This is a genomic window from Rhizobium sp. 01N424, assembly GCF_056399485.1.
The window spans coordinates 306,781-326,344 of record NZ_JBFTRK010000005.1; the positions used below are offsets into that span (position 1 = coordinate 306,781).

The 19,564-nt window shown below is 61.5% G+C and carries 18 protein-coding genes; 10 read left to right on the forward strand and 8 right to left on the reverse strand.

What is annotated here, in order from left to right; all coding sequences use genetic code 11:
* Positions 1–15: 15 nt before the first annotated feature.
* Complete coding sequence (locus AC1DNK_RS16280) at positions 16–273, reverse strand: YjhX family toxin (RefSeq protein WP_112389716.1); 258 nt, start codon at positions 271–273, stop codon at positions 16–18.
* A 289-nt stretch (positions 274–562) separates the two neighbouring features.
* On the opposite strand from AC1DNK_RS16280, the gene AC1DNK_RS16285 reads away from it, so the two are divergent.
* Positions 563–1,072, forward strand: coding sequence for an N-acetyltransferase family protein (locus tag AC1DNK_RS16285; protein WP_477942162.1), 510 nt, complete (start codon positions 563–565; stop codon positions 1,070–1,072).
* Here the strand turns inward: AC1DNK_RS16285 and AC1DNK_RS16290 are convergent.
* Positions 1,069–1,374, reverse strand: a complete 306-nt coding sequence (locus AC1DNK_RS16290) for a DUF1294 domain-containing protein (protein WP_477942164.1) — start codon at positions 1,372–1,374, stop codon at positions 1,069–1,071. The two genes, AC1DNK_RS16285 and AC1DNK_RS16290, sit on opposite strands and share 4 nt — an antisense overlap.
* A 134-nt stretch (positions 1,375–1,508) precedes the next feature.
* Here AC1DNK_RS16290 and gatB point away from each other — a divergent pair, with 134 nt between their 5' ends.
* The 5 genes from gatB (at position 1,509) to AC1DNK_RS16315 (ending at position 5,106) form a co-directional block, all read left to right on the forward strand.
* The gene (gene gatB / locus AC1DNK_RS16295; protein WP_112537382.1) at positions 1,509–3,014 is read left to right on the forward strand and encodes an Asp-tRNA(Asn)/Glu-tRNA(Gln) amidotransferase subunit GatB; all 1,506 of its coding nucleotides are present in this window, start codon (positions 1,509–1,511) and stop codon (positions 3,012–3,014) included.
* 60 nt (positions 3,015–3,074) lie between these two features.
* Positions 3,075–3,578: an N-acetyltransferase family protein gene (locus AC1DNK_RS16300; RefSeq protein WP_477942199.1), complete on the forward strand. Its 504-nt coding sequence runs from the start codon at positions 3,075–3,077 to the stop codon at positions 3,576–3,578.
* A gap of 7 nt (positions 3,579–3,585) precedes the next feature.
* Positions 3,586–4,050 (forward strand): GNAT family N-acetyltransferase, encoded by a 465-nt coding sequence (locus AC1DNK_RS16305; RefSeq protein WP_477942166.1) that lies wholly within the window; start codon positions 3,586–3,588, stop codon positions 4,048–4,050.
* A gap of 104 nt (positions 4,051–4,154) precedes the next feature.
* Positions 4,155–4,550, forward strand: coding sequence for an NADH:ubiquinone oxidoreductase subunit NDUFA12 (locus AC1DNK_RS16310; RefSeq protein ID WP_112389721.1), 396 nt, complete (start codon positions 4,155–4,157; stop codon positions 4,548–4,550).
* A 118-nt stretch (positions 4,551–4,668) separates the two neighbouring features.
* Positions 4,669–5,106: a DUF2155 domain-containing protein gene (locus AC1DNK_RS16315; RefSeq protein WP_477942168.1), complete on the forward strand. Its 438-nt coding sequence runs from the start codon at positions 4,669–4,671 to the stop codon at positions 5,104–5,106.
* A gap of 291 nt (positions 5,107–5,397) precedes the next feature.
* Here AC1DNK_RS16315 and aat read toward each other — a convergent pair whose 3' ends face one another.
* The 5 genes from aat to AC1DNK_RS16340 all read right to left on the reverse strand — a co-directional run bounded on the left by aat (position 5,398) and on the right by AC1DNK_RS16340 (position 9,219).
* Positions 5,398–6,012 (reverse strand): leucyl/phenylalanyl-tRNA--protein transferase, encoded by a 615-nt coding sequence (gene aat / locus AC1DNK_RS16320; RefSeq protein WP_477942171.1) that lies wholly within the window; start codon positions 6,010–6,012, stop codon positions 5,398–5,400.
* Between the two features lie 6 nt (positions 6,013–6,018).
* Entirely contained in the window at positions 6,019–7,368 is a 1,350-nt protein-coding gene (gene accC, locus AC1DNK_RS16325; protein ID WP_112389724.1) for an acetyl-CoA carboxylase biotin carboxylase subunit, read from the reverse strand.
* Positions 7,369–7,378: 10 nt separating this feature from the next.
* Positions 7,379–7,855, reverse strand: a complete 477-nt coding sequence (gene accB / locus AC1DNK_RS16330; RefSeq protein WP_112516921.1) for an acetyl-CoA carboxylase biotin carboxyl carrier protein — start codon at positions 7,853–7,855, stop codon at positions 7,379–7,381.
* Positions 7,856–7,877: 22 nt separating this feature from the next.
* Positions 7,878–8,315: a type II 3-dehydroquinate dehydratase gene (aroQ, locus tag AC1DNK_RS16335; protein WP_112389726.1), complete on the reverse strand. Its 438-nt coding sequence runs from the start codon at positions 8,313–8,315 to the stop codon at positions 7,878–7,880.
* 145 nt (positions 8,316–8,460) lie between these two features.
* Positions 8,461–9,219, reverse strand: a complete 759-nt coding sequence (locus tag AC1DNK_RS16340) for a DsbA family protein (RefSeq protein WP_112389727.1) — start codon at positions 9,217–9,219, stop codon at positions 8,461–8,463.
* A gap of 203 nt (positions 9,220–9,422) precedes the next feature.
* Here AC1DNK_RS16340 and AC1DNK_RS16345 point away from each other — a divergent pair, with 203 nt between their 5' ends.
* Positions 9,423–10,580 (forward strand): pyridoxal phosphate-dependent aminotransferase, encoded by a 1,158-nt coding sequence (locus AC1DNK_RS16345; RefSeq protein WP_477942172.1) that lies wholly within the window; start codon positions 9,423–9,425, stop codon positions 10,578–10,580.
* A 209-nt stretch (positions 10,581–10,789) separates the two neighbouring features.
* Here the strand turns inward: AC1DNK_RS16345 and AC1DNK_RS16350 are convergent, their stop codons facing one another.
* Positions 10,790–13,705: an Rne/Rng family ribonuclease gene (locus AC1DNK_RS16350; protein WP_477942174.1), complete on the reverse strand. Its 2,916-nt coding sequence runs from the start codon at positions 13,703–13,705 to the stop codon at positions 10,790–10,792.
* A gap of 733 nt (positions 13,706–14,438) precedes the next feature.
* Here AC1DNK_RS16350 and AC1DNK_RS16355 point away from each other — a divergent pair.
* From AC1DNK_RS16355 to prfB, 3 genes are all read left to right on the forward strand, one after another.
* Positions 14,439–15,602, forward strand: coding sequence for an N-acetylmuramoyl-L-alanine amidase (locus AC1DNK_RS16355; RefSeq protein WP_477831529.1), 1,164 nt, complete (start codon positions 14,439–14,441; stop codon positions 15,600–15,602).
* A gap of 241 nt (positions 15,603–15,843) precedes the next feature.
* Positions 15,844–18,303 (forward strand): penicillin-binding protein 1A, encoded by a 2,460-nt coding sequence (locus AC1DNK_RS16360; RefSeq protein WP_112389731.1) that lies wholly within the window; start codon positions 15,844–15,846, stop codon positions 18,301–18,303.
* Between the two features lie 100 nt (positions 18,304–18,403).
* Positions 18,404–19,535, forward strand: a protein-coding gene (prfB, locus tag AC1DNK_RS16365; RefSeq protein WP_112389732.1) for a peptide chain release factor 2 whose coding sequence is annotated in 2 segments (ribosomal slippage) — positions 18,404–18,472 and positions 18,474–19,535 — 1,131 coding nt in all. Because the reading frame shifts where the segments join, the coding sequence is not laid out codon by codon here.
* Positions 19,536–19,564 lie beyond the last annotated feature (29 nt).

Below are 19,564 nucleotides of genomic sequence, written 5' to 3' on the forward strand. Positions count from 1 at the left end.
CCGGTCCTTCTGCCTTCATCGATTATCCTGCTCCGCCCTCACCAGCACCAGTCCCCGCTCGGTAATCCGGTAGGGCTTGCCGCCCTGCGAGCGGATGGCCCGTTTCTGCTTGAGCTTGCGGAAGGTGAGGATGTCGATGCCGGAGAAGACCCAGCCTTCTCTGGTGAAAAGTTGAAGCTTCTCGATGACGCGGTCTTCGCCGCGGGTGAGTTCGATCCGGCCGCCTTGGGCGAGCAGGTGCAGGATGCGCTGTTCGGCGCGTGAAATGTCCATTGTTGTGTTGATCCGGTCTGGCGCTCGAAAGCGCACAAAAAAACGATCCGGCGTTCAAGGCGAACGGCGGGGTTTCGTTTTTTTCTGGCCCATGCGCGCAAGCAGCTTGCGGGCAGGGCCCTTAGCGGGTCTCAGACGAATTCAACATAAGATTTGCCTAACCCACGCACAGGTTGCCGTCAAGCGCGCCAGATTCGCAACGCGCCTGCAAAAACGGTGCGTAAGCCGCGCAAACCGATAGAAAAACAGGCGATTCGGTGTTCTACTTTGATCATTGAACGGGGGTTCCATGATCCACATTCGCAATGCCCGCGAGGGCGAGGCGGACCTTCTGAGTGAGATCGGCCTCAGAGCCTGGCAAAAGGCGATGGTGGCCATGGGCGAGACGGACGCGCTGCTCGATGCGGCGCGGAGTGCCTTTACGAACTTTGCACGCAACAGCTGGCTGACGATTACGGTGGCCGAACTCAACGGCCAGATTGTCGGCTGGGGCGCCCGGGAGAAATTCGACGAAACGATCTCGGATTTCTGGATCGACCCGGCCTTCACTCGCCAGGGTGTCGGCGCCGCGCTGCTGGCGCAGATCGAGACGGATATCGCCGACCAGGGTTTCTCCAGCGCCGGCATGCAGACGCATTCGGGTAATAACGAGGCTATCAACTTCTTCCAGAAGCACGGCTATAGCATCCACTGGCTGTCGATCGTCTACAACCCGAAGCTTGATCGCGACGTACCCTCCGTCGGTTTGACCAAGCCGCTCGAGAGCGGGGGCGACGGCACTTACGGGCCGGACTTCTAAGTAAGCCCCAATCGTCCGGCTGCGACGAAGACGGCAAGCCCACCGCATACCACGGCATGAAGCAGCGCAATTCCCATAAGAAGCGTGCGAAACGGCTCCTTCTGCGTCTTGTGCCGCAGCAGACGCTGCGTGGTGATCGCGCCCGGGCTGCCGCCGAACAATGCCAGCATCAGCAAGGTCCGCTCGCTGACGCGCCGGTGTCCCAGACGGGCGGCGCGCTTGTCGATAAAATAAGTGGCGAAGACGAAGAGATTGTAGGGGTGAAGCAGGGCACCGAGTTGAAGCGCGTGGGAGGAGATCATACATCCATGCTAGCGCGCCGCTGTTAACAGCGCGAAAACGTGAGCCGCGCGCCACGCGTGCCGAAAGCCTTGCACCGGCAGGCCATTTCCGTTACCTCACCAGATGAAAAGAACAGCCTCCCGAAGAGTATCACATGACCCTTGTCGACGTTCGCACGCCTGATCCGAAACGCTTCATTCCCGGCGCCACCGGCGATTGGGAAGTCATCATCGGCATGGAAGTCCATGCGCAGGTGCTGTCGAATTCGAAGCTCTTCTCCGGCGCCTCGACGGAATTCGGCAAGCCGCAGAACTCGAATGTCTCCCTCGTTGACGCCGCCATGCCCGGCATGCTGCCCGTCATCAACGAGGAATGCGTCCGCCAGGCGGTGCGCACCGGTCTCGGCCTGAAGGCGCAGATCAACAAGCGCTCGCTGTTCGACCGCAAGAACTATTTCTATCCCGACCTGCCGCAGGGCTATCAGATCTCGCAGTTCAAGGATCCGATTGTCGGCGAAGGCCAGATCGTCATCTCGCTCGGTCCGGATCGTCAGGGCCAGTTCGAAGACATCGAGATCGGCATCGAGCGTCTGCATCTGGAACAGGACGCCGGCAAGTCGCTGCATGACCAGCACGCTACCATGTCCTATGTCGACTTGAACCGTTCTGGCGTCGCGCTGATGGAGATCGTCTCCAAGCCCGACATGCGCTCGTCCGATGAGGCCAAGGCCTACATGACGAAGCTGCGCTCGATCGTCCGTTACCTCGGCACCTGCGACGGCAACATGGACGAAGGCTCGATGCGCGCCGACGTCAACGTTTCCGTGCGCCGTCCGGGCGAGGGCTTTGGCACGCGCTGCGAGATCAAGAACGTCAACTCCATCCGCTTCATCGGCCAGGCGATCGAATACGAAGCCCGCCGCCAGATCGGCATTCTGGAGGACGGCGGCTCGATCGACCAGGAAACCCGTCTCTTTGACCCGAACAAGGGCGAGACCCGCTCGATGCGCTCCAAGGAAGACGCGCATGACTACCGCTACTTCCCGGATCCGGACCTGTTGCCGCTCGAGTTCGACGATGCTTTCGTCAGTGCGCTGGCAAAGGATCTGCCGGAGCTGCCTGATGACAAGAAGGACCGCTTCGTCCGTGAGCTCGGCCTGTCGATCTATGACGCGTCGGTACTCGTGTCCGAAAAGGCGATTGCCGATTATTTCGAAGCCGTTGCCGAAGGCCGCGATGGCAAGACGGCTGCCAACTGGGTCATCAACGACTTGCTTGGCGCCTTGAACAAACTCGGAAAAGATATTGAATCGACTCCGGTTTCCCCGGCCCAGCTCGGCGGCATCATCGACCTGATCAAGGCCGAGACGATTTCCGGCAAGATCGCCAAGGACGTCTTCGAGATCATCCTCAACGAGGGTGGCGATCCCGCTGAAATCGTCGAAAGCCGCGGCATGAAGCAGGTGACCGACACCGGCGCCATCGAAAAGGCGGTCGATGAGATCATCGCCGCCAACCCCGATCAGGTGGCCAAGGTTCTCGCCAAACCGACGCTGGCTGGCTGGTTCGTCGGCCAGGTCATGAAGTCGACCGGCGGCAAGGCCAACCCGCAGGCCGTCCAGGCGCTGGTCAAGGCCAAGCTCGGCATCGTCGAGGAATAACTGCGTTAGCCGAAAAGCGTGAGCGGCCTCGGATCCCGGCGCCGCCAGGAGAAAGCCTTGGTGTATTTTGTCCGCACCGCCGGTGAGCGCGATCTGGAGAAGATCCGCGCCGTGCTGGTGGAAAGCTTTCATGCGACCTACGACCGCTTCTATGGCGTGCCGAAGGTCGATGAACTGATCGCCCACCTGTTTTCGCCGGCGGCGCTGAAAACGCGGCTGGCAAAAAAGAATGCCGAATTCGTTGTCGCCGACAGCGGCAAGGATATCGGCGCAGTCGGCTATGCGGCAATGTCCGCCGATTTGGCAAAGACGGCGATCCTGCATCTTCTCTACGTGCGTCCGGCGCTGCAGCGTCAGGGCATCGGCCGCGACATGTTTGCCGAGCTGGAAACCTGCTTTCCGGATGCGGAGATCATGCGTCTCGAAGTCGAGCCGAAGAACGAGGATGCGATCGGCTTCTACAGTAAGCTCGGTTTCATCGAGGCGGGCCGCAACGAGAATGTCGGCCCCGGCCAGTCGGGTATTGCGACGCTGGTGCTTGAAAAACATCTTCCCGCCCATTGAGACCATCATGACCGGCAAGCTCATTATCCGCGAGGCCCGGCAGGACGATCTTGCCGCGTTGATAGCGCTCTTTGCCGCCGATGATATCGGCGGACACGGCGATACGACCGAGGACAGCGCTTACGCCGATTACCTCAAGGCCTTCTCAGCGATCGCCGCAGCGCCGGACCAGACGCTCTATGTCGGCGAACTGTCTGGCGAAGTCGCCGGCACGTTTCAGATTTCGATCGCGACGACGCTGACCGGCCGCGGCGCGTCCTTCATGATCATCGAGGCGGTGCAGACGCGCGGCGACTTGCGCGGGCAGGGCATCGGCGGGCAGATGATCGAGTTCTGCATCGCAGAGGCAAAAAGCCGCGGCCTTGCCCGCGTCCAGCTGATCTCGAACGGCAAGCGCAAGGATGCCCACCGGTTCTACGAGCGCCTGGGCTTCGCGCCATCGCATCTCGGCTTCAAGATGGCCTTGAAATGAACCGTTGCAAATCTGGAATCACTGGACAATCCGGTCATCCGGCGGCATAAGCGAGTGAACGAATTCCAGTCCCGCTTGACCTCTGGCAAGCACAAGGAACAGACATGAAGAACTTCCTGCTGCACATTTTCACCTGGTGGAACCACTACACGCTGGGAACACGGTTTGCGCTTCGCGGTTTCAAGCGTGTTGGCGAAGATGAGCTCGGCAATGTCTACTACGAAGGCGGCCTGTCTTCCTATGGCCTGCCGAAGCGCTGGGTGATCTACAGCGGCTATGCCGAAGCCTCGGCCATCCCTCCGGGCTGGCACGGCTGGATGCATCACCGCACCGACACCCCGCCGTCGAAGGAAAACTACGCCGCCAAGGAATGGGAAAAGGCGCACCGCGCCAATCCGACCGGTTCTCCGCAGGCCTACCGTCCGCCGGGTTCGCTGTCGGCCACCGGCGAGCGTCCGCGTGTTACCGGCGATTACGACGCCTGGACGCCTGGCAACTGAGTTCGCCGACCGCAAAGCGGGCCGTCCGGCCCGGCTTTTGGCCACAATTGACCTTTACCCGCAGGTTGGCCGCAGAAGCTGCGGCCATTATCATGAGATGCGGTGGAGACGGGTAGATATGCAGCTTTTCACGCGGAACCAGGTCCTGCGTGCCGCCGGGATCGCCCTGGCGCTTGGCTCGCCGCTGTTGCCGCAGATTGCTTCTGCCGCGCGCATCGAAAACCCTGTCGCCGTCTTCTCCGGCCTCGACAAGATCACCGGCCGCATCACCACCTTCGACGTCTATGTCAACGAAACGGTCCAGTTCGGCGCGCTGCAGGTGACGCCGAAAGCCTGTTATTCGCGCGACCAGTCGGAGGCGCAGAAGATCGACGGTTTCGTCGAAGTCGACGAAATCACCCTCGACCGCAAGATCCGCCGCATCTTCACCGGCTGGATGTTCGCCGACAGCCCGGGTCTGAACGCCGTCGAGCACCCGATCTATGACGTCTGGCTGAAGGACTGCAAGGCGCAGTCGGACGTGCCGGCGCCGGATGGCACGGCGAAGGCTAAGTAAGTTTTCCTGTTTACCGGTTTGGGCCATTGGCCGGCCCTCGTCCTTCGAGGCCCTTCGGGCACCTCAGGTCAGGATGAGGGGCGGAGTGGCTGTTGGCGCTGGAAGTGCCCGTCGCTGGTTTTCATTCTGGCTCCGCGCCGAAGCGTCCAAGAGAGCCCTCATCCTGAGGCGGGAGCGAAGCGACCCTCGAAGGACGGGGGCGGGCACACCTATCCCGCAGCAAGCCAGCTTCACGAGAGCCCTTATCCTGAGGTGCCCGAAGGACCTCGAAGGACGAGGGTGGGCGCTCCCCTAAAACTCCAGATGCGGCGAATCCATCGCGGCATCCAGCATCACGGCATATTCATCCTTCGGCACGTCGATCGCCCCGAAGGTCTTCAGATGCTCCGTCGTGAACTGCGTATCCAGCAGCCTGAACTCTTTTTCCCGGAGGCGCTCGACCAGATGCACCAGGCAGATCTTCGAGGCGTCGGTGCGCCGCGAGAACATGCTCTCGCCGAAGAACGCGGCACCCAGCGAGACGCCGTAGAGCCCGCCGACAAGCTCGTCGCCCTCCCATGCCTCGACGGAATGCGCATGGCCGATGCGGTGGAGGGTCGAATAGAGCTGCCTGATGGTGCCGTTGATCCAGGTGCTCGGGCGCCCGGAGGTTTCCGCCGCGCAAGCCGAGATCACCGCATCGAAATCATGATTGAACCGGATGTCGAACGGTTTGCGGCGAATGGTTTTCGCGAGGCTTTTGGAAATGTGGAAATCGTCGAGCGGGATCACCCCGCGAAGTTCGGGCTCGACCCAGAAGATCTCCGGGTCATCGGCCGATTCGGCCATCGGGAAGAGGCCGATGGAGTAGGCGCGCAGGAGGATCTCCGGGGTAATTCCTGGGGACTTCCTGCGCGACCCTGCCATTCGTGATCAGGCCGGCTTGGTGCTGGCGAGATACTGTTCCAGCCAGTGGATGTCGTAGTCGCCGTTCGCGATGTCCTGGTTCGAAACCAGGTCCTGGAACAGCGGCAGCGTGGTCTTGATGCCATCGACGACGAACTCGTCCAGCGCGCGGCGCAGGCGCATCATGCATTCGACGCGGGTGCGCCCGTGAACTATGAGCTTGCCGATCAGGCTGTCGTAGTAAGGCGGGATCTTGTAGCCCTGGTAGGCGCCGCTGTCGATGCGGACGCCGAGGCCGCCCGGTGCGTGGAAATGCGTGATCGTGCCGGGCGAGGGCACGAAGGTGCGCGCGTCTTCGGCGTTGATGCGGCATTCGATGGCGTGGCCCTCGAAGTTCACTTCCGCCTGCGTCACCGACAGACCGCCGCCCGAGGCGACGCGGATCTGTTCGTGCACGAGGTCAATGCCCGTAATGGCTTCGGTGACCGGATGCTCCACCTGCAGACGGGTGTTCATTTCGATGAAATAGAACTCGCCGTTTTCATAGAGGAATTCGATCGTGCCGGCGCCGCGATATTTCAGCTTCTTCATGGCGTCGGCGCAGACCTGGCCGATCTTCATGCGCTGCTCGACGTTGAGCGCCGGGGAATTGGCTTCTTCCCAGACCTTCTGGTGGCGGCGCTGCAGCGAGCAGTCGCGTTCGCCGAGATGGATCGCATTGCCTTCGCCGTCGCCGAAAACCTGAACTTCGATGTGGCGCGGCTTGCCGAGGTACTTTTCCATGTAGACGGCTTCGTTGCCGAAGGCGGCAGCCGCTTCGGTGCGGGCCGTCGACCAGGCTTCGATCACGTCGGCTTCGGATTTCGCGACCTTCATGCCGCGTCCGCCGCCGCCGGCGGTTGCCTTGATCAGAACGGGATAGCCGATTTCGGCGGCCGTCTTAATGGCGTCTTCTTCGGTCTTCACTTCGCCGTCGGAGCCCGGAACGACGGGGATGCCGAGTTCCTGCGCCGTCGTCTTGGCGGTGATCTTGTCGCCCATGATGCGGATGTGATCCGCGGTCGGGCCGATGAAGGTGATGCCGTGGGCCTCGAGAATATCCGCAAACTTGGCGTTTTCGGACAGGAAGCCGTAGCCGGGATGCACGGCATCGGCACCGGTGATTTCGCAGGCTGCGACGATCTGGTGGATGTTCAGATAGCTGTCACGCGACGGCGGAGGGCCGATGCAGACGCTTTCGTCGGCAAGGCGCACATGCATGGCGTCGGCATCGGCGGTGGAGTGAACCACGACGCAGGGAATGCCGAGCTCCTTGCAGGCGCGCAGGACGCGCAGCGCGATTTCGCCGCGGTTTGCAATGAGGATTTTCGAGACCATGATGCCCGCCTTATTCGATGACGACGAGGGCCTGGCCGTATTCGACGGGGCTGCCGTCTTCGACGAGGATTTCCGTAACCTTGCCTGACTTCGGCGACGGGATCTGGTTCATGGTCTTCATCGCTTCGATGATGAGCAGCGTCTGGCCTTCCTTCACGGTCGAGCCGACTTCGATGAAGGCGCGTGCACCCGGAGCCGGTGCCATGTAGACGGTGCCGACCATGGGGGCGCTGACCGTGTTGGCCGGGTTGCGGGCCGGGGCAGCGGCTACTGCCGGAGCGGCCGCAGGTGCGGCGGCTGCAGGCGCAGGCGCATAGGCCGGAGCACCGCCGATCGGCGCCTGGACATATTGAACATTGCCGCCGCGCGAGACGCGGATGCGCAGATCTTCCTGCTCGACTTCGATTTCCGTCAGGTCCGTGTCGTTCAAGATGTTCGCGAGGTCACGGATCAGTGCCTGGTCGATACCCGATTTCTTTTCAGCCATGAGTGTTTGCCCTGTCTTCTTCTTATGCCGTAAGGTTCTTCAGCGCGTGAAGCGCCAGAATGTAGCTGTGAGGCCCGAAGCCGGCGATCACACCCTTGCAAGCAGGGGCAATCATCGACTTGTGGCGGAATTCTTCGCGTGCATGCACGTTGGAGATATGGAGCTCGATTACCGGAATGGAAATGGCCTTGATCGCATCATGCAGTGCAATGGATGTATGCGTGTAGGCTCCGGCATTGATCGCAACGCCTGCAGCCTTGTCGTTTGCTTCATGAAACCAATCGACGAGCGCACCTTCGTGGTTGCTCTGGCGGAAATCGATATCGAGACCGAGTTCCTGGCCCGCAGCCCTGCAATCCGCTTCGATGTCCTTGAGCGTCTTGCCGCCATAGATGCCGGGTTCTCTTTTGCCCAGCATGTTCAGGTTGGGCCCGTTCAGGACGAAAATGGTTTGCGTCATCGAGTGTTCCATTAAATGCACGAGGGCAACCTATAGACTCCCCATGCCCTTAATGAAAGCCCTTTGGGGTAGGCAGCCGGAATCGTGCCATATTTGTCCACATGGCTGAAACGCTTAGATTTTGGCGATTTGATGAGCGTCGCTCTCAGCAGCTGGTCTTGCCGCAGGTGCGCATGTTCTTGACCTTGGCTTCCAGGTCGTCGAAACCGACCGCGCCCTGCACCAGCTCGTTGCCGATGACGTAGGAGGGCGTTCCGGTGATGCCGAGCTTCTGGGCAAGGTCATAGGCATTCTGCACCGAAGACGTGTCGGGGCTCTTTTCCATCTCGGCGCGGATCTGCTTTTCGTTGACGCCGAGCGAGGAGGCCACTTCGATGGCGCTGTCTTCGTCGGCGCGGCCTTCGCTGCCGAGCAGAGCCATGTGGAACTTCTCGTATTTTTCAGGCGCCAGCTTGCGGAAAGCGTCGGAAACCTTGTGCGCGGCAACCGATTCCGGGCCGAGGATCGGGAATTCCTTGAGCACAAAGCGGACGTTCTGGTCCTTCTTCAGCATCGTCTGCATGTCCGTCAGCGCGTGACGGCAGTAGCCGCAATTGTAATCGAAGAACTCGACGATGGTGACATCGCCCTTCGGGTTGCCGATCGAGATATCGTCCTTGGCCTCGAAAATGCTCTTGCTGTTTTCGCCGATCACCTGGTTGGCTTTGACGAGGCGGGCCTCTTCCTGCTTCTTCTGCAGGGCGTCCTGAACGTCGAGCATGATCTCGGGATTCTGGATCAGGTATTCCTTGATGAACTCGCCGAATTCCTTCTTCTGCGCATCGTCGAGAGCAGCAGCGGGAAGGGGCATCGCAAAGCTGGCAGCGAGCGCAAGGGCGGTGAAGGTTTTCGGAAAGAGAGCCATTGTGTCCTCGTCGGCTGATCGAATGCGATGCCGCTTCATAACATCGCCCGGTTAATGGGCTGAAACGTTCGGCAATCAAATTACGGTGTGCGGCCCGGCCATCAAACAGGATTTTTCTGGATCGCGGCGCAATCGCGGGATTGTGATGCACCTGATAATGCGGCAATTGTCTGGCCGCAATTGAATATCCGGAGTTTTGGCCCTTGTTTTCCGTATCGAAGCGCAGCGAAGTCGAGCCTTTCCACGCCATGGACGTTCTGGCTGAGGCGACCAAACGGCGTGCCGCCGGTCACCCGGTCATTTCGATGGCGGTCGGCCAGCCGTCGCATCCGGCACCGAAGGCGGCCCTCGACGCGGCCCGTTCGGCTCTGACGGAAGGCAAGATCGGCTATACCGATGCGCTGGGGACCGCGCGGCTGAAACACGCGCTCGCCTGGCATTATCGCGACCGCCATGGCCTGGAGATCGATCCGGCGCGGATCGCCATCACGACGGGTTCCTCGGCCGGTTTCAATCTCGCCTTCCTCTCGCTCTTCGATGCTGGCGATGCCGTGGCGATCGCCAGGCCCGGCTATCCGGCCTACCGCAATATTCTCGGCGCACTCGGGCTGAAGGTGATCGAGGTCGCCGTGACGGCCGAGACGCATTTCACGCTGACGCCCGAAAGCCTTGAAGCGGCGCAGCGCGAGAGCGGCGGCAAGCTCAAGGGTATTCTGCTTGCCAGTCCGGCAAACCCGACCGGGACGGTCACCGGCAGGGCGGCGCTGAAGGCGCTTGCCGATTATTGCGCCGCTCAATCGATCGCCTTCATCTCCGACGAAATATATCACGGCCTGACTTTTGCGGGCGAGGAGACCAGCGCGCTGGAACTGACCGACGAGGCAATCGTCATCAATTCCTTCTCGAAATACTATTGCATGACCGGCTGGCGGATCGGCTGGATGGTGCTGCCGGAACGGCTGGTTCGCCCGATCGAGCGCGTTGCCCAGAGCCTCTATATCTCGCCGCCGGAACTGTCGCAGATCGCCGCGACGGCGGCGCTTGGAGCCGCTGCCGAGCTCGATGTCTACAAGGCGAGTTACGCCGCCAATCGCGATTTCCTGCTCCGCCGCTTGCCCGAAATCGGCCTGCCGGTGGCATCCCCGATGGACGGTGCCTTCTATGCCTATGTCGACGTGACGCGGTTCAGCAACGACAGCATGGCCTTTGCCAAGCGCATGCTTGCGGAGATCAATGTCGCCGCGACGCCGGGCCTCGATTTCGATCCGCTCGAAGGCAACAGGACGATGCGCATGTCTTACGCCGGCTCGCAAACTGAGATCGTCGAAGCCGTCGAGCGCATGGCCCTCTGGCTGAAATAGAGTCCGCGCTCAAGCGCTTAGACGAATTTCCTGACTCATTTTGTCAGACAGATGAATCAAGATCTGAAGAGGCTTGCTGCCGTGAGGCAAAGCCGGATTGGCCTTCTCGACTTATCTCGGATGCCCCTTTCCAATCTCTCCCGGATACGGAATCAAAAAAGCCGGCTGTGTCGCCACAGCCGGCTTTTCATTGATCAATCAGCGGGCTCTCAGAAGAAGCCGCGGCGCTGCCACCAGCCGGCCTTCTTCGGCTTGCCGTCGCCCTCGGGCTCGGCAGCTTCGCTGCGCGTCGATTTGACGGTCGGCGAAGAGGAGGAGACGTTCGAGCCGCGATTGGCGCGGGCCGACTTCGCTTCTTCCGTTGCCGGAGCGTCGAGATCGGCAGAGGCTTCCACCGTTTCGGCTTCGGGTGCAGGTTCGGCAGTTGCTGCGGCAGCCGGAGTTTCCTCGGCAACGACAGGCTCTTCCACCGGCGAAACCTCGGCAGCCTTCTTGCGGCCACGGCCGCGGCCCTTGGCGGGCTTGACGTCCTCGGTGACGAAGGCGCCGGTTTCGACGGCTGCCATGGCGGTCTGGCCTTCGGCGGCATCTTCGGAAACGGCCTCGATCACTTCAGCCTGCGTCTCGGCTGCCGCGCTTTCGGCAGCGTCACCTTCGCCGGCTTCGCCATCAGCGTCCGTCTCGCTGTCGGTGCCTTCGGCACTCAGTTCGCCGTTTTCGTCACGGTTGCGGCGTCCGCCACGCTTGCCGCGGCGGCGGCGCTTGCGGCGCTGTTCGCTCTCGCTGTCGGTTTCGGCGCGGGCTTCCGCGGTGCCGGCAGCGGCTTCGTCGCCCTCTGCGCCTGCATCATCCTCGTCGCCTTCACCGTCGTCGCTCTCGTCACCGGAGGCGTCGTTGGCCGACTGCTGTTCGTTTCCGCCACGTCCGCCACGGCGGCGGCGGCGCCGCTTGCGCTTGCGGTTGCCGGCTTCGCCATCGCTCTCGGCGCGTGCCTGCTGGGCAGGACGCTCGCTTGCGGCTAGCTTTTCTTCCAGTTCTTCGTCTTCTTCTTCGTCCACCTCGATCACGACATCGTCGTCGTCATCTTCAGGGATGGCCGCGAAGTTGAACAGGGTTTCGATCTTCACCGGATTTTCGACCGGCTCGCCGCGATCAATCGCAAAGTGCTGCGATCCGACGCTGTTGTCGGCGCCGATGATGATCGCCACGCCGAAGCGGGTCTCGTAATCGACGATCGACTGGCGCTTGTGGTTCAGAAGATAGAGCGCGATGTCGGGCGTGGTGCGCACCGTGATGTCGTGCGTCGTGTTCTTCAGCAGATATTCTTCGATACCGCGCAGCACATGCAGGGCGACCGAAGACTGCGAACGGACGTGACCGGTACCGCCGCAATGCGAGCAGACCTGGGTCGTCGATTCCAGAACCGAGGCACGGATACGCTGGCGCGACATTTCGAGAAGGCCGAAATGCGAGATACGGCCGACCTGGATACGGGCGCGGTCGTTCTTCAGGCATTCCTTCAGACGCTTCTCGACAGCGCGGTTGTTGCGCTTTTCTTCCATGTCGATGAAGTCGATGACGATCAGGCCTGCAAGGTCGCGAAGGCGAAGCTGGCGCGCGACTTCGTCGGCGGCTTCGAGGTTCGTCTGCAGAGCCGTGTCTTCGATCGAATGTTCGCGCGTTGAACGGCCGGAGTTGACGTCGATCGAAACCAGCGCTTCCGTCTGGTTCATGATCAGGTAGCCGCCCGACTTCAGCGTCACCTGCGGCTGCAGCATGCGGTCGAGCTGCGCCTCGATGCCAGAGCGCGAGAAGATCGGGTGGATGTCGCGGTAAGGCTGAACCACCTTGGCGTGGCTCGGCATCAGCATCTTCATGAAGTCTTTCGCTTCACGATAGCCTTCTTCGCCGGCAACGATGACTTCGCCGATATCCTTGTTGTAGAGGTCGCGGATCGAACGCTTGATCAGCGATCCCTCTTCATAGACGAGGCAGGGGGCCGTCGACGCCAGCGTCAGCGTGCGGACGTTTTCCCAGAGACGCATCAGATATTCGAAATCGCGCTTGACCTCGACCTTGGTGCGGTTGGCACCGGCCGTGCGCAGGATGACGCCCATGCCCTGCGGCACTTCGAGCATCCGGGCGATTTCCTTCAGGCGCTTGCGGTCCTGCGGATTGGTGATCTTCCGGGAGATGCCGCCGCCACGCGCCGTGTTCGGCATCAGCACCGAGTAACGGCCTGCGAGCGAGAGGTAGGTGGTAAGAGCTGCACCCTTGTTACCGCGCTCTTCCTTGGCGACCTGCACGAGCAGGATCTGGCGGCGCTTGATGACTTCCTGGATGCGGTACTGCTTGCGCGGCTTGCGCTGAACGCGATCGGGAACTTCTTCCATCGCGTCTTCCGCGCCGACCGATTCGATCACTTCTTCTTCGTGGTCATGATCGTCGTCGTCATCGTCGTCATTGCCGCGGCGGCGGGAATCGACGTCTTCGGAAATCGAGTCGGTCTCGACCATGGCAGCCATCGAGCTGCCGTTCGAGTCGTCGTCGCTATCGACGGAAGCAACCGGCGCTTCGACATCGGTCGGGACGGCATCTTCGGTCGCGGTGGTCTCGACAACCTTCTTGCGGCTGCGGCGCGGCTTTGCAGCCTTCTTTACCGGAGCTGCGTCTTCAGCGGCCGGCGCAGCTTCCGCTTCGATCGCGGCAGGGGCTTCGGCCGTAGCGTCTGCTGCCGGCTCGTCCTTGGCGATGATGCCGATGTCGGGCTGGTCCTGGTTGGCCGGATCGTTCATCGGCGCGGTTTCGACGTGCTCGACGTCGTCGTCGCGGCGATGCTCTTCGGCTTCCGCGCGCAGCAGCGCCTGGCGATCGGCCAGCGGGATCTGGTAGTAATCAGGGTGGATTTCGGCAAAGGCCAGGAAGCCGTGCCGGTTGCCGCCGTAATCAACGAAGGCGGCCTGTAGCGAGGGTTCTACCCGCGTTACCTTTGCAAGATAGATGTTGCCGCGAATTTGCTTCTTGTGCTGCGACTCGAAGTCAAATTCTTCTATGCGGTTCCCGCGAACGACAACGACGCGCGTCTCTTCCTCGTGAGACGCGTCGATAAGCATTTTGTCTGCCATGTAAGCTGTGCTCCTCGGCGCAGCCTCATACGCGCATCCCCGCCAGTGTCTGAGACAGGCGGGTTGCGGTCAGGAGGGGTTGCGCCGGATAATGAAAGTCGCGCTTGGTTCGGGAGGGCAGGCAACAGCCAGGCAACAGCGGGGAAGATATTCTCCCGGGGCCTGTAGACTTTGGATAAAACCTGCTGCGACACCATTATGACCAAGCGAGATCGACAATACTAAGACCCGTAGGTCCGATGAGTTTGCTCCTCGGAGCGGTTGGTGGCTATCCACCGATGAAGTTTCCGCATACGCCGGAAAAATCAGAATCCAGTTCACTCGGAAAGAAACACGTATGACGGCGGACGATTGCCGGTTGCGGCGCCAGGTCCTCTCAGGGGTTGGCAGCCTTCGCGGCGACTCTATCCCGTCAGCACTTCTAACCTGAAATCGTTGTATGGTTTCTCTGTCACAATAGCAAGGGAAAAGCCAAATGTGCCATAATATTGATGGATTTCGGCACGCATAGAAAATCGGGGATCCGCGGTCCCGATTCGATGCGCTATGCTCGGCGCCGGGCATCGGGCAGGCGCCGCCGGGCGGCGGGGATCATGTGCCCCGGGGACATATGCAATGACAAATAGGGTGTGGCGGTCGATTGTTTAAGAGGGAGCGGCCCGTAGCGGGGCAATCCGGCAACCGGAAGAATGTTTTTGCGGCGGCGCTCGCTGCCGCGGCGCTGTGTCTCGGGATGGCGACCGCCATCGCAGCCGACGGCGCCAAGCCCGAGCCGCTGCTGGCCTACGGTGCCCGGATTATCGGCGATGACGCCCGCACCCGCATCGTCATCGATTTCGACCAGGCCCCCAGCTTCTCCATCCATTATATTGCCAATCCCGAGCGCATCGTCGTCGATCTCCCGGCGACCGCCTTCGGTTTCGATACCAAGCAGCTGGAAGCGCGCGGTCTCTTCAAGGATATCCGCTACGGCGCGATGGGCGAGGGCAGCGCGCGAATCGTGCTCACCGCCATCAAGCCGGTGAAGCTGGCGATTGCCAAGGTCCAGCAGGACGAGGACGGCAAAGGCCACCGCCTGGTGCTCGATGCCGAGATGACGTCGAAGGAAGCCTTCGCGGCGCTCGTCAAGGCTCAGACCTGGAACGGCGCCGATGACCAGCAGGTGACTAGCGCCATTCCGGCGGCAGAGGCCGCCAAGCCCGGCGATTTCGTCATCGCCGTCGATGCCGGTCACGGCGGCATCGATACCGGCGCGATCGGCGTAGATACGAAAACCGAAGAAAAGCAGGTGACACTGGCCTTCGCCAAGGCGCTGGCCGACCGGCTGAACCGCGAGCCAGGCATCAAGGCGTTTCTGACCCGCGACAACGACGAGTTCCTCTCGCTTTCCGAGCGCGTGCAAATTGCCCGCCAGAACCATGCCGGCCTTTTCATCTCGCTGCATGCCGATACGCTGAAGCAGAAGGATATCCGCGGGGCGACCGTCTATACGATCTCCGACAAGGCATCCGACAAGCTCGCCGCCGATCTCGCCGAACGTGAAAACCTCTCGGATCAGATTGCCGGCAAGGAAACCGTCGCCGAGCCGCCCGAAGTGGCCGATATCCTGCTCGACCTGACGCGGCGCGAGACGCAGGCGTTTTCGATCTCGCTGGCCGAAAGCGTCCTGAACTCCTTCAAGGACCAGATCGGCACCATCAACAATCCGCACCGCCATGCAGGTTTCCAGGTTCTGCGGGCGCCCGACGTGCCATCGATCCTCGTCGAACTCGGCTTCCTCTCGAATGTCGAAGACGAGAAGCTGCTGCTCGACGAGACCTGGCGCGGCAAGATGGCGGACCTGATGACCGATGCGGTCAAGCGTTACCGCTCGTCGGTTGTCGCCAATGGCGGCTGACGCCGTGGCGAACATGTAACAGCGTGGACGAAAGCCGGGGACGGGACTGGAATGGGGCAGGGGAGCCCTATTTTGCTCACATTCAGGCCGTTACTCGCCGCTATGTTTCTTACCCGAGAGGCGGATTCGGCTTGTCGCAGTGCCGCTCATGGAGTAAGCCGCGCGCAATGTGTAGATTGCGCGCTCCGATGCGATGATATCGCCTGTGCCGATTGAAGATTTGGAATACCGGTAGCCCAATATGATCAGACTTCTTGGATATTTCTTCGGCATTGCTTGCGTCATGTTTCTTGGCGCCGCAGCTGTCGTTGCCGTCTATTTGGCAAACGTCGCGAAGGATCTCCCCGATTACGCCGTGCTGAACAGCTATGCGCCGCCGGTTACTACCCGCGTTCACGCCGGCAACGGCGCGCTGATGGCCGAATATGCCAAGGAAAAGCGCCTGTTCCTGCCGATCCAGGCAATCCCGGACCGCGTCAAGGCGGCGTTTCTTTCGGCCGAAGACAAGAATTTCTACAATCACCCGGGCGTCGATCTGACCGGCCTTGGCCGCGCCATCCTCGTCAACCTGCAGAATTTCGGTTCCGGCCGCCGCCCGGTCGGCGCTTCGACGATCACCCAGCAGGTCGCCAAGAACTTCCTTCTGACATCCGACCAGACCATCGACCGCAAGATCAAGGAAGCGATCCTCTCCTTCCGGATCGAGCAGGCCTATTCGAAGGACAAGATTCTTGAGCTTTATCTCAACGAGATCTTCTTCGGCCTGAACTCTTACGGCATTGCCGGCGCGTCACTCACCTATTTCAACAAGTCGGTCACTGAACTGACAATCGCCGAAGCCGCCTATCTGGCGTCGCTGCCGAAAGGCCCCGCGAATTACCATCCGTTCCGCCACCCTGAAGCTGCTCTCGAGCGCCGTAACTGGGTTGTCGACCGTATGGTCGAGAACGGCTATGTCAGCAAGGAAGACGGCGAAGAGGCGAAGAAGCAGCCGCTCGGCGTCACTGCCCGCAGCACCGGCCCGTCGCTCTTCGCATCCGATTATTTTGCCGAAGCCGTCCGCCGCCAGCTGATCGACCAGTATGGCGAAAAGACGCTGTATGAAGGCGGTCTTTCCGTCCGCACCTCGCTCGATCCGCAGATGCAGCTTGCCGCCCGCAAGGCGCTGCAAGACGGCCTGACCACCTATGACGAACGCCGCGGCTTCCACGGCGCGCTGAAGACCATCGACACGACGTCGGATTGGGGCAAGGCGCTGGCCGATATCCCGGCTCTCTCCGATGTCCCCGAATGGCGCCTGGCTGTCGTTCTGGCGGTTTCCGACGATGGCGCGGACATCGGCCTGCAGCCGCCGAAGGATGGTAGCGGCAAGATCGGTGCCGAGCGCGAGCGCGGCACGATCACCGCCAAGAACATGCAGTGGGCCTACCGTTCCTCGACGGGCGACCGCAAGACCGCCAAGTCGCCGGAAGGCGTGCTGTCTCCAGGTGATGTGGTTTACGTCGCGCGTCAGGGCGACGAGACCTCGACATCCTACCGCCTGCAGCAGCCGCCGAAGGTTCAGGGCGGCTTGGTCGCGATGGACCCGAAAACCGGCCGCGTGCTCGCCATGGCCGGCGGGTTCTCCTATGGCCAGTCTGAATTCAACCGCGCGACGCAGGCAATGCGTCAGCCGGGCTCGTCCTTCAAGCCTTTCGTCTACGCTGCCGCCATGGACAACGGCTATACGCCGGCCTCCGTGATCATGGACGCGCCGATCGAGATCGTTTCCGGCGGCCAGGTCTGGAAGCCTGAGAACTACGGCGGCGAAGTCGGCGGCCCCTCGACGCTGCGCTCCGGTATCGAGCATTCGCGCAACCTGATGACGGTGCGCCTTGCCAATGACCTCGGCATGAACATCGTCGCCGAATATGCCGAGCGCTTCGGCATTTACGACAAGATGCCGCCGCTGCTCGCCATGTCGCTGGGTTCCGGCGAAACCACGGTGCTGCGCATGGTCTCGGCCTATTCGGTTCTTGCCAATGGTGGCAAGCAGATCAAGCCGACCCTGATCGACCGCATCCAGGACCGTTACGGCAAGACCATCTTCAAGCATGAAGAGCGCGTCTGCGACGGCTGCAATGCCGGCGACTGGCAGAACCAGGAAGAGCCCAATATCGTCGACAACCGCGAACAGGTTCTCGATCCGATGACCGCCTACCAGATCACCTCGATGATGCAGGGCGTCATCACCCGCGGTACCGCCGCAGGCAAGGTCGATCTCGGCGGCCGCGACGTTGCCGGCAAGACCGGTACGACCAACGACGAGAAGGACGCCTGGTTCGTCGGCTTCACGCCGGATCTCGTCGCCGGTCTCTATATGGGCTTCGATACGCCGGCTCCGCTTGGCCGCGGCGGCACGGGTGGCGGCCTCTCTGCGCCGATCTTCAACGAATTCATGCAGGCCGCCGTCAAGGACATGCCGCCGTCGAAATTCGTCATCCCGCAGGGCATGAACCTCGTCGCCATCGACCGCAAGACCGGCATGGCGGCGCAGGAAGGCGATCCGAACACAATCATCGAAGCCTTCAAGCCCGGCACCGGCCCGGCCGACAGCTTCTCGGTCATCGGCATGGACGGTACCATGGCGCCGGAAGAAATCCTCAAGACTTCGCCACAAGCCAATCAGGCGGTGCAGTCTGGCGCCGGCGGCCTCTATTAACATCATCCGCAGAGACGGTGCGGCGGCCGCGGGGGTTTMAAMCGCGGCCGCCGCAACTATTTGACGGGCCAGCTCAAGACCAACGCAAAGAAGCAGGACAATGCGCGCCGAGATCATAAACGTAGTCGATGAAACCAAGCAGGCTATCACCCTGCTGAGGAGGCATCTTTGACTGGGACCAGGCGATAAGACGGCTGGACTGGTTGAACAACAAGGCAGAGGACCCGAACCTCTGGAACGATGCCCAGGAAGCCCAGAAGCTGATGCGCGAGCGCCAGCAGCTGGATGACGGCATCAATGGCGTGAAGCAGCTCGAACAGCAGCTGAACGACAATATCGAGCTCATCGAAATGGGCGAGGAAGAAGGCGACGAAGGCGTCGTCAAAGACGCCGAGGATGCGCTGAAGGGCCTGAAGGCCGAAGCTGCGCGCCGCCAGGTGGAGGCAATGCTCTCTGGCGAGGCCGATGGCAACGACGCCTATCTGGAAGTCCATTCCGGCGCCGGCGGCACCGAGAGCCAGGACTGGGCCAACATTCTGCTGCGCATGTACACGCGCTGGGCCGAACGTTCGAAGTTCAAGGTCGAGCTTCTGGAAGTTCACGACGGTGAAGAAGCGGGCATCAAGTCGGCGACGCTGCTCGTCAAGGGCCACAATGCCTATGGCTGGCTGAAGACCGAATCGGGCGTTCACCGCCTGGTGCGTATTTCGCCTTACGACAGCAACGCGCGCCGCCACACGTCCTTCTCGTCCATCTGGGTCTATCCCGTGATCGACGACTCGATCCAGATCGACATCAACGAAGGCGATTGCCGCATCGACACCTACCGCTCGTCGGGTGCCGGCGGCCAGCACGTCAACACCACCGACTCGGCCGTGCGTATCACGCATATGCCGTCGGGCATCGTCGTGCAGTGCCAGCAGGAACGTTCGCAGCACAAGAACCGCGCCAAGGCGTGGGACATGCTGCGCGCCCGTCTTTACGAAGCCGAACTGAAGAAGCGCGAAGACGCGGCCAACGCCGAAGCCGCCTCGAAGTCGGATATCGGCTGGGGCCACCAGATCCGCTCCTACGTGCTGCAGCCCTACCAGCTGGTCAAGGACCTGCGCACAGGTGTTGCCAGCACCGCTCCGGGCGACGTGCTCGACGGCGAACTCAACGAGTTCATGGAAGCAGCACTCGCGCACCGCATCAGCGGCAAGCCGGATGCCGTCGTCGACGACATCGACTGAGCCGCGTAGGCTGGACAATAAAAAAAGCC

What these genes read in the sequence shown, in the direction of transcription:
- aroQ (WP_112389726.1), bottom strand. Translation starts at nt 8,315, where the DNA reads ATGACGCAAACCATTTTCGTCCTGAACGGGCCCAACCTGAACATGCTG.
- AC1DNK_RS16310 (WP_112389721.1), top strand. Translation starts at nt 4,155, where the DNA reads ATGAAGAACTTCCTGCTGCACATTTTCACCTGGTGGAACCACTACACG.
- aat (WP_477942171.1), bottom strand. Translation starts at nt 6,012, where the DNA reads ATGGCAGGGTCGCGCAGGAAGTCCCCAGGAATTACCCCGGAGATCCTC.
- gatB (WP_112537382.1), top strand. Translation starts at nt 1,509, where the DNA reads ATGACCCTTGTCGACGTTCGCACGCCTGATCCGAAACGCTTCATTCCC.
- AC1DNK_RS16340 (WP_112389727.1), bottom strand. Translation starts at nt 9,219, where the DNA reads ATGGCTCTCTTTCCGAAAACCTTCACCGCCCTTGCGCTCGCTGCCAGC.
- AC1DNK_RS16305 (WP_477942166.1), top strand. Translation starts at nt 3,586, where the DNA reads ATGACCGGCAAGCTCATTATCCGCGAGGCCCGGCAGGACGATCTTGCC.
- AC1DNK_RS16290 (WP_477942164.1), bottom strand. Translation starts at nt 1,374, where the DNA reads ATGATCTCCTCCCACGCGCTTCAACTCGGTGCCCTGCTTCACCCCTAC.
- AC1DNK_RS16315 (WP_477942168.1), top strand. Translation starts at nt 4,669, where the DNA reads ATGCAGCTTTTCACGCGGAACCAGGTCCTGCGTGCCGCCGGGATCGCC.
- AC1DNK_RS16355 (WP_477831529.1), top strand. Translation starts at nt 14,439, where the DNA reads ATGGCGACCGCCATCGCAGCCGACGGCGCCAAGCCCGAGCCGCTGCTG.
- accB (WP_112516921.1), bottom strand. Translation starts at nt 7,855, where the DNA reads ATGGCTGAAAAGAAATCGGGTATCGACCAGGCACTGATCCGTGACCTC.
- AC1DNK_RS16285 (WP_477942162.1), top strand. Translation starts at nt 563, where the DNA reads ATGATCCACATTCGCAATGCCCGCGAGGGCGAGGCGGACCTTCTGAGT.
- AC1DNK_RS16280 (WP_112389716.1), bottom strand. Translation starts at nt 273, where the DNA reads ATGGACATTTCACGCGCCGAACAGCGCATCCTGCACCTGCTCGCCCAA.
- AC1DNK_RS16350 (WP_477942174.1), bottom strand. Translation starts at nt 13,705, where the DNA reads ATGGCAGACAAAATGCTTATCGACGCGTCTCACGAGGAAGAGACGCGC.
- AC1DNK_RS16360 (WP_112389731.1), top strand. Translation starts at nt 15,844, where the DNA reads ATGATCAGACTTCTTGGATATTTCTTCGGCATTGCTTGCGTCATGTTT.
- accC (WP_112389724.1), bottom strand. Translation starts at nt 7,368, where the DNA reads ATGGTCTCGAAAATCCTCATTGCAAACCGCGGCGAAATCGCGCTGCGC.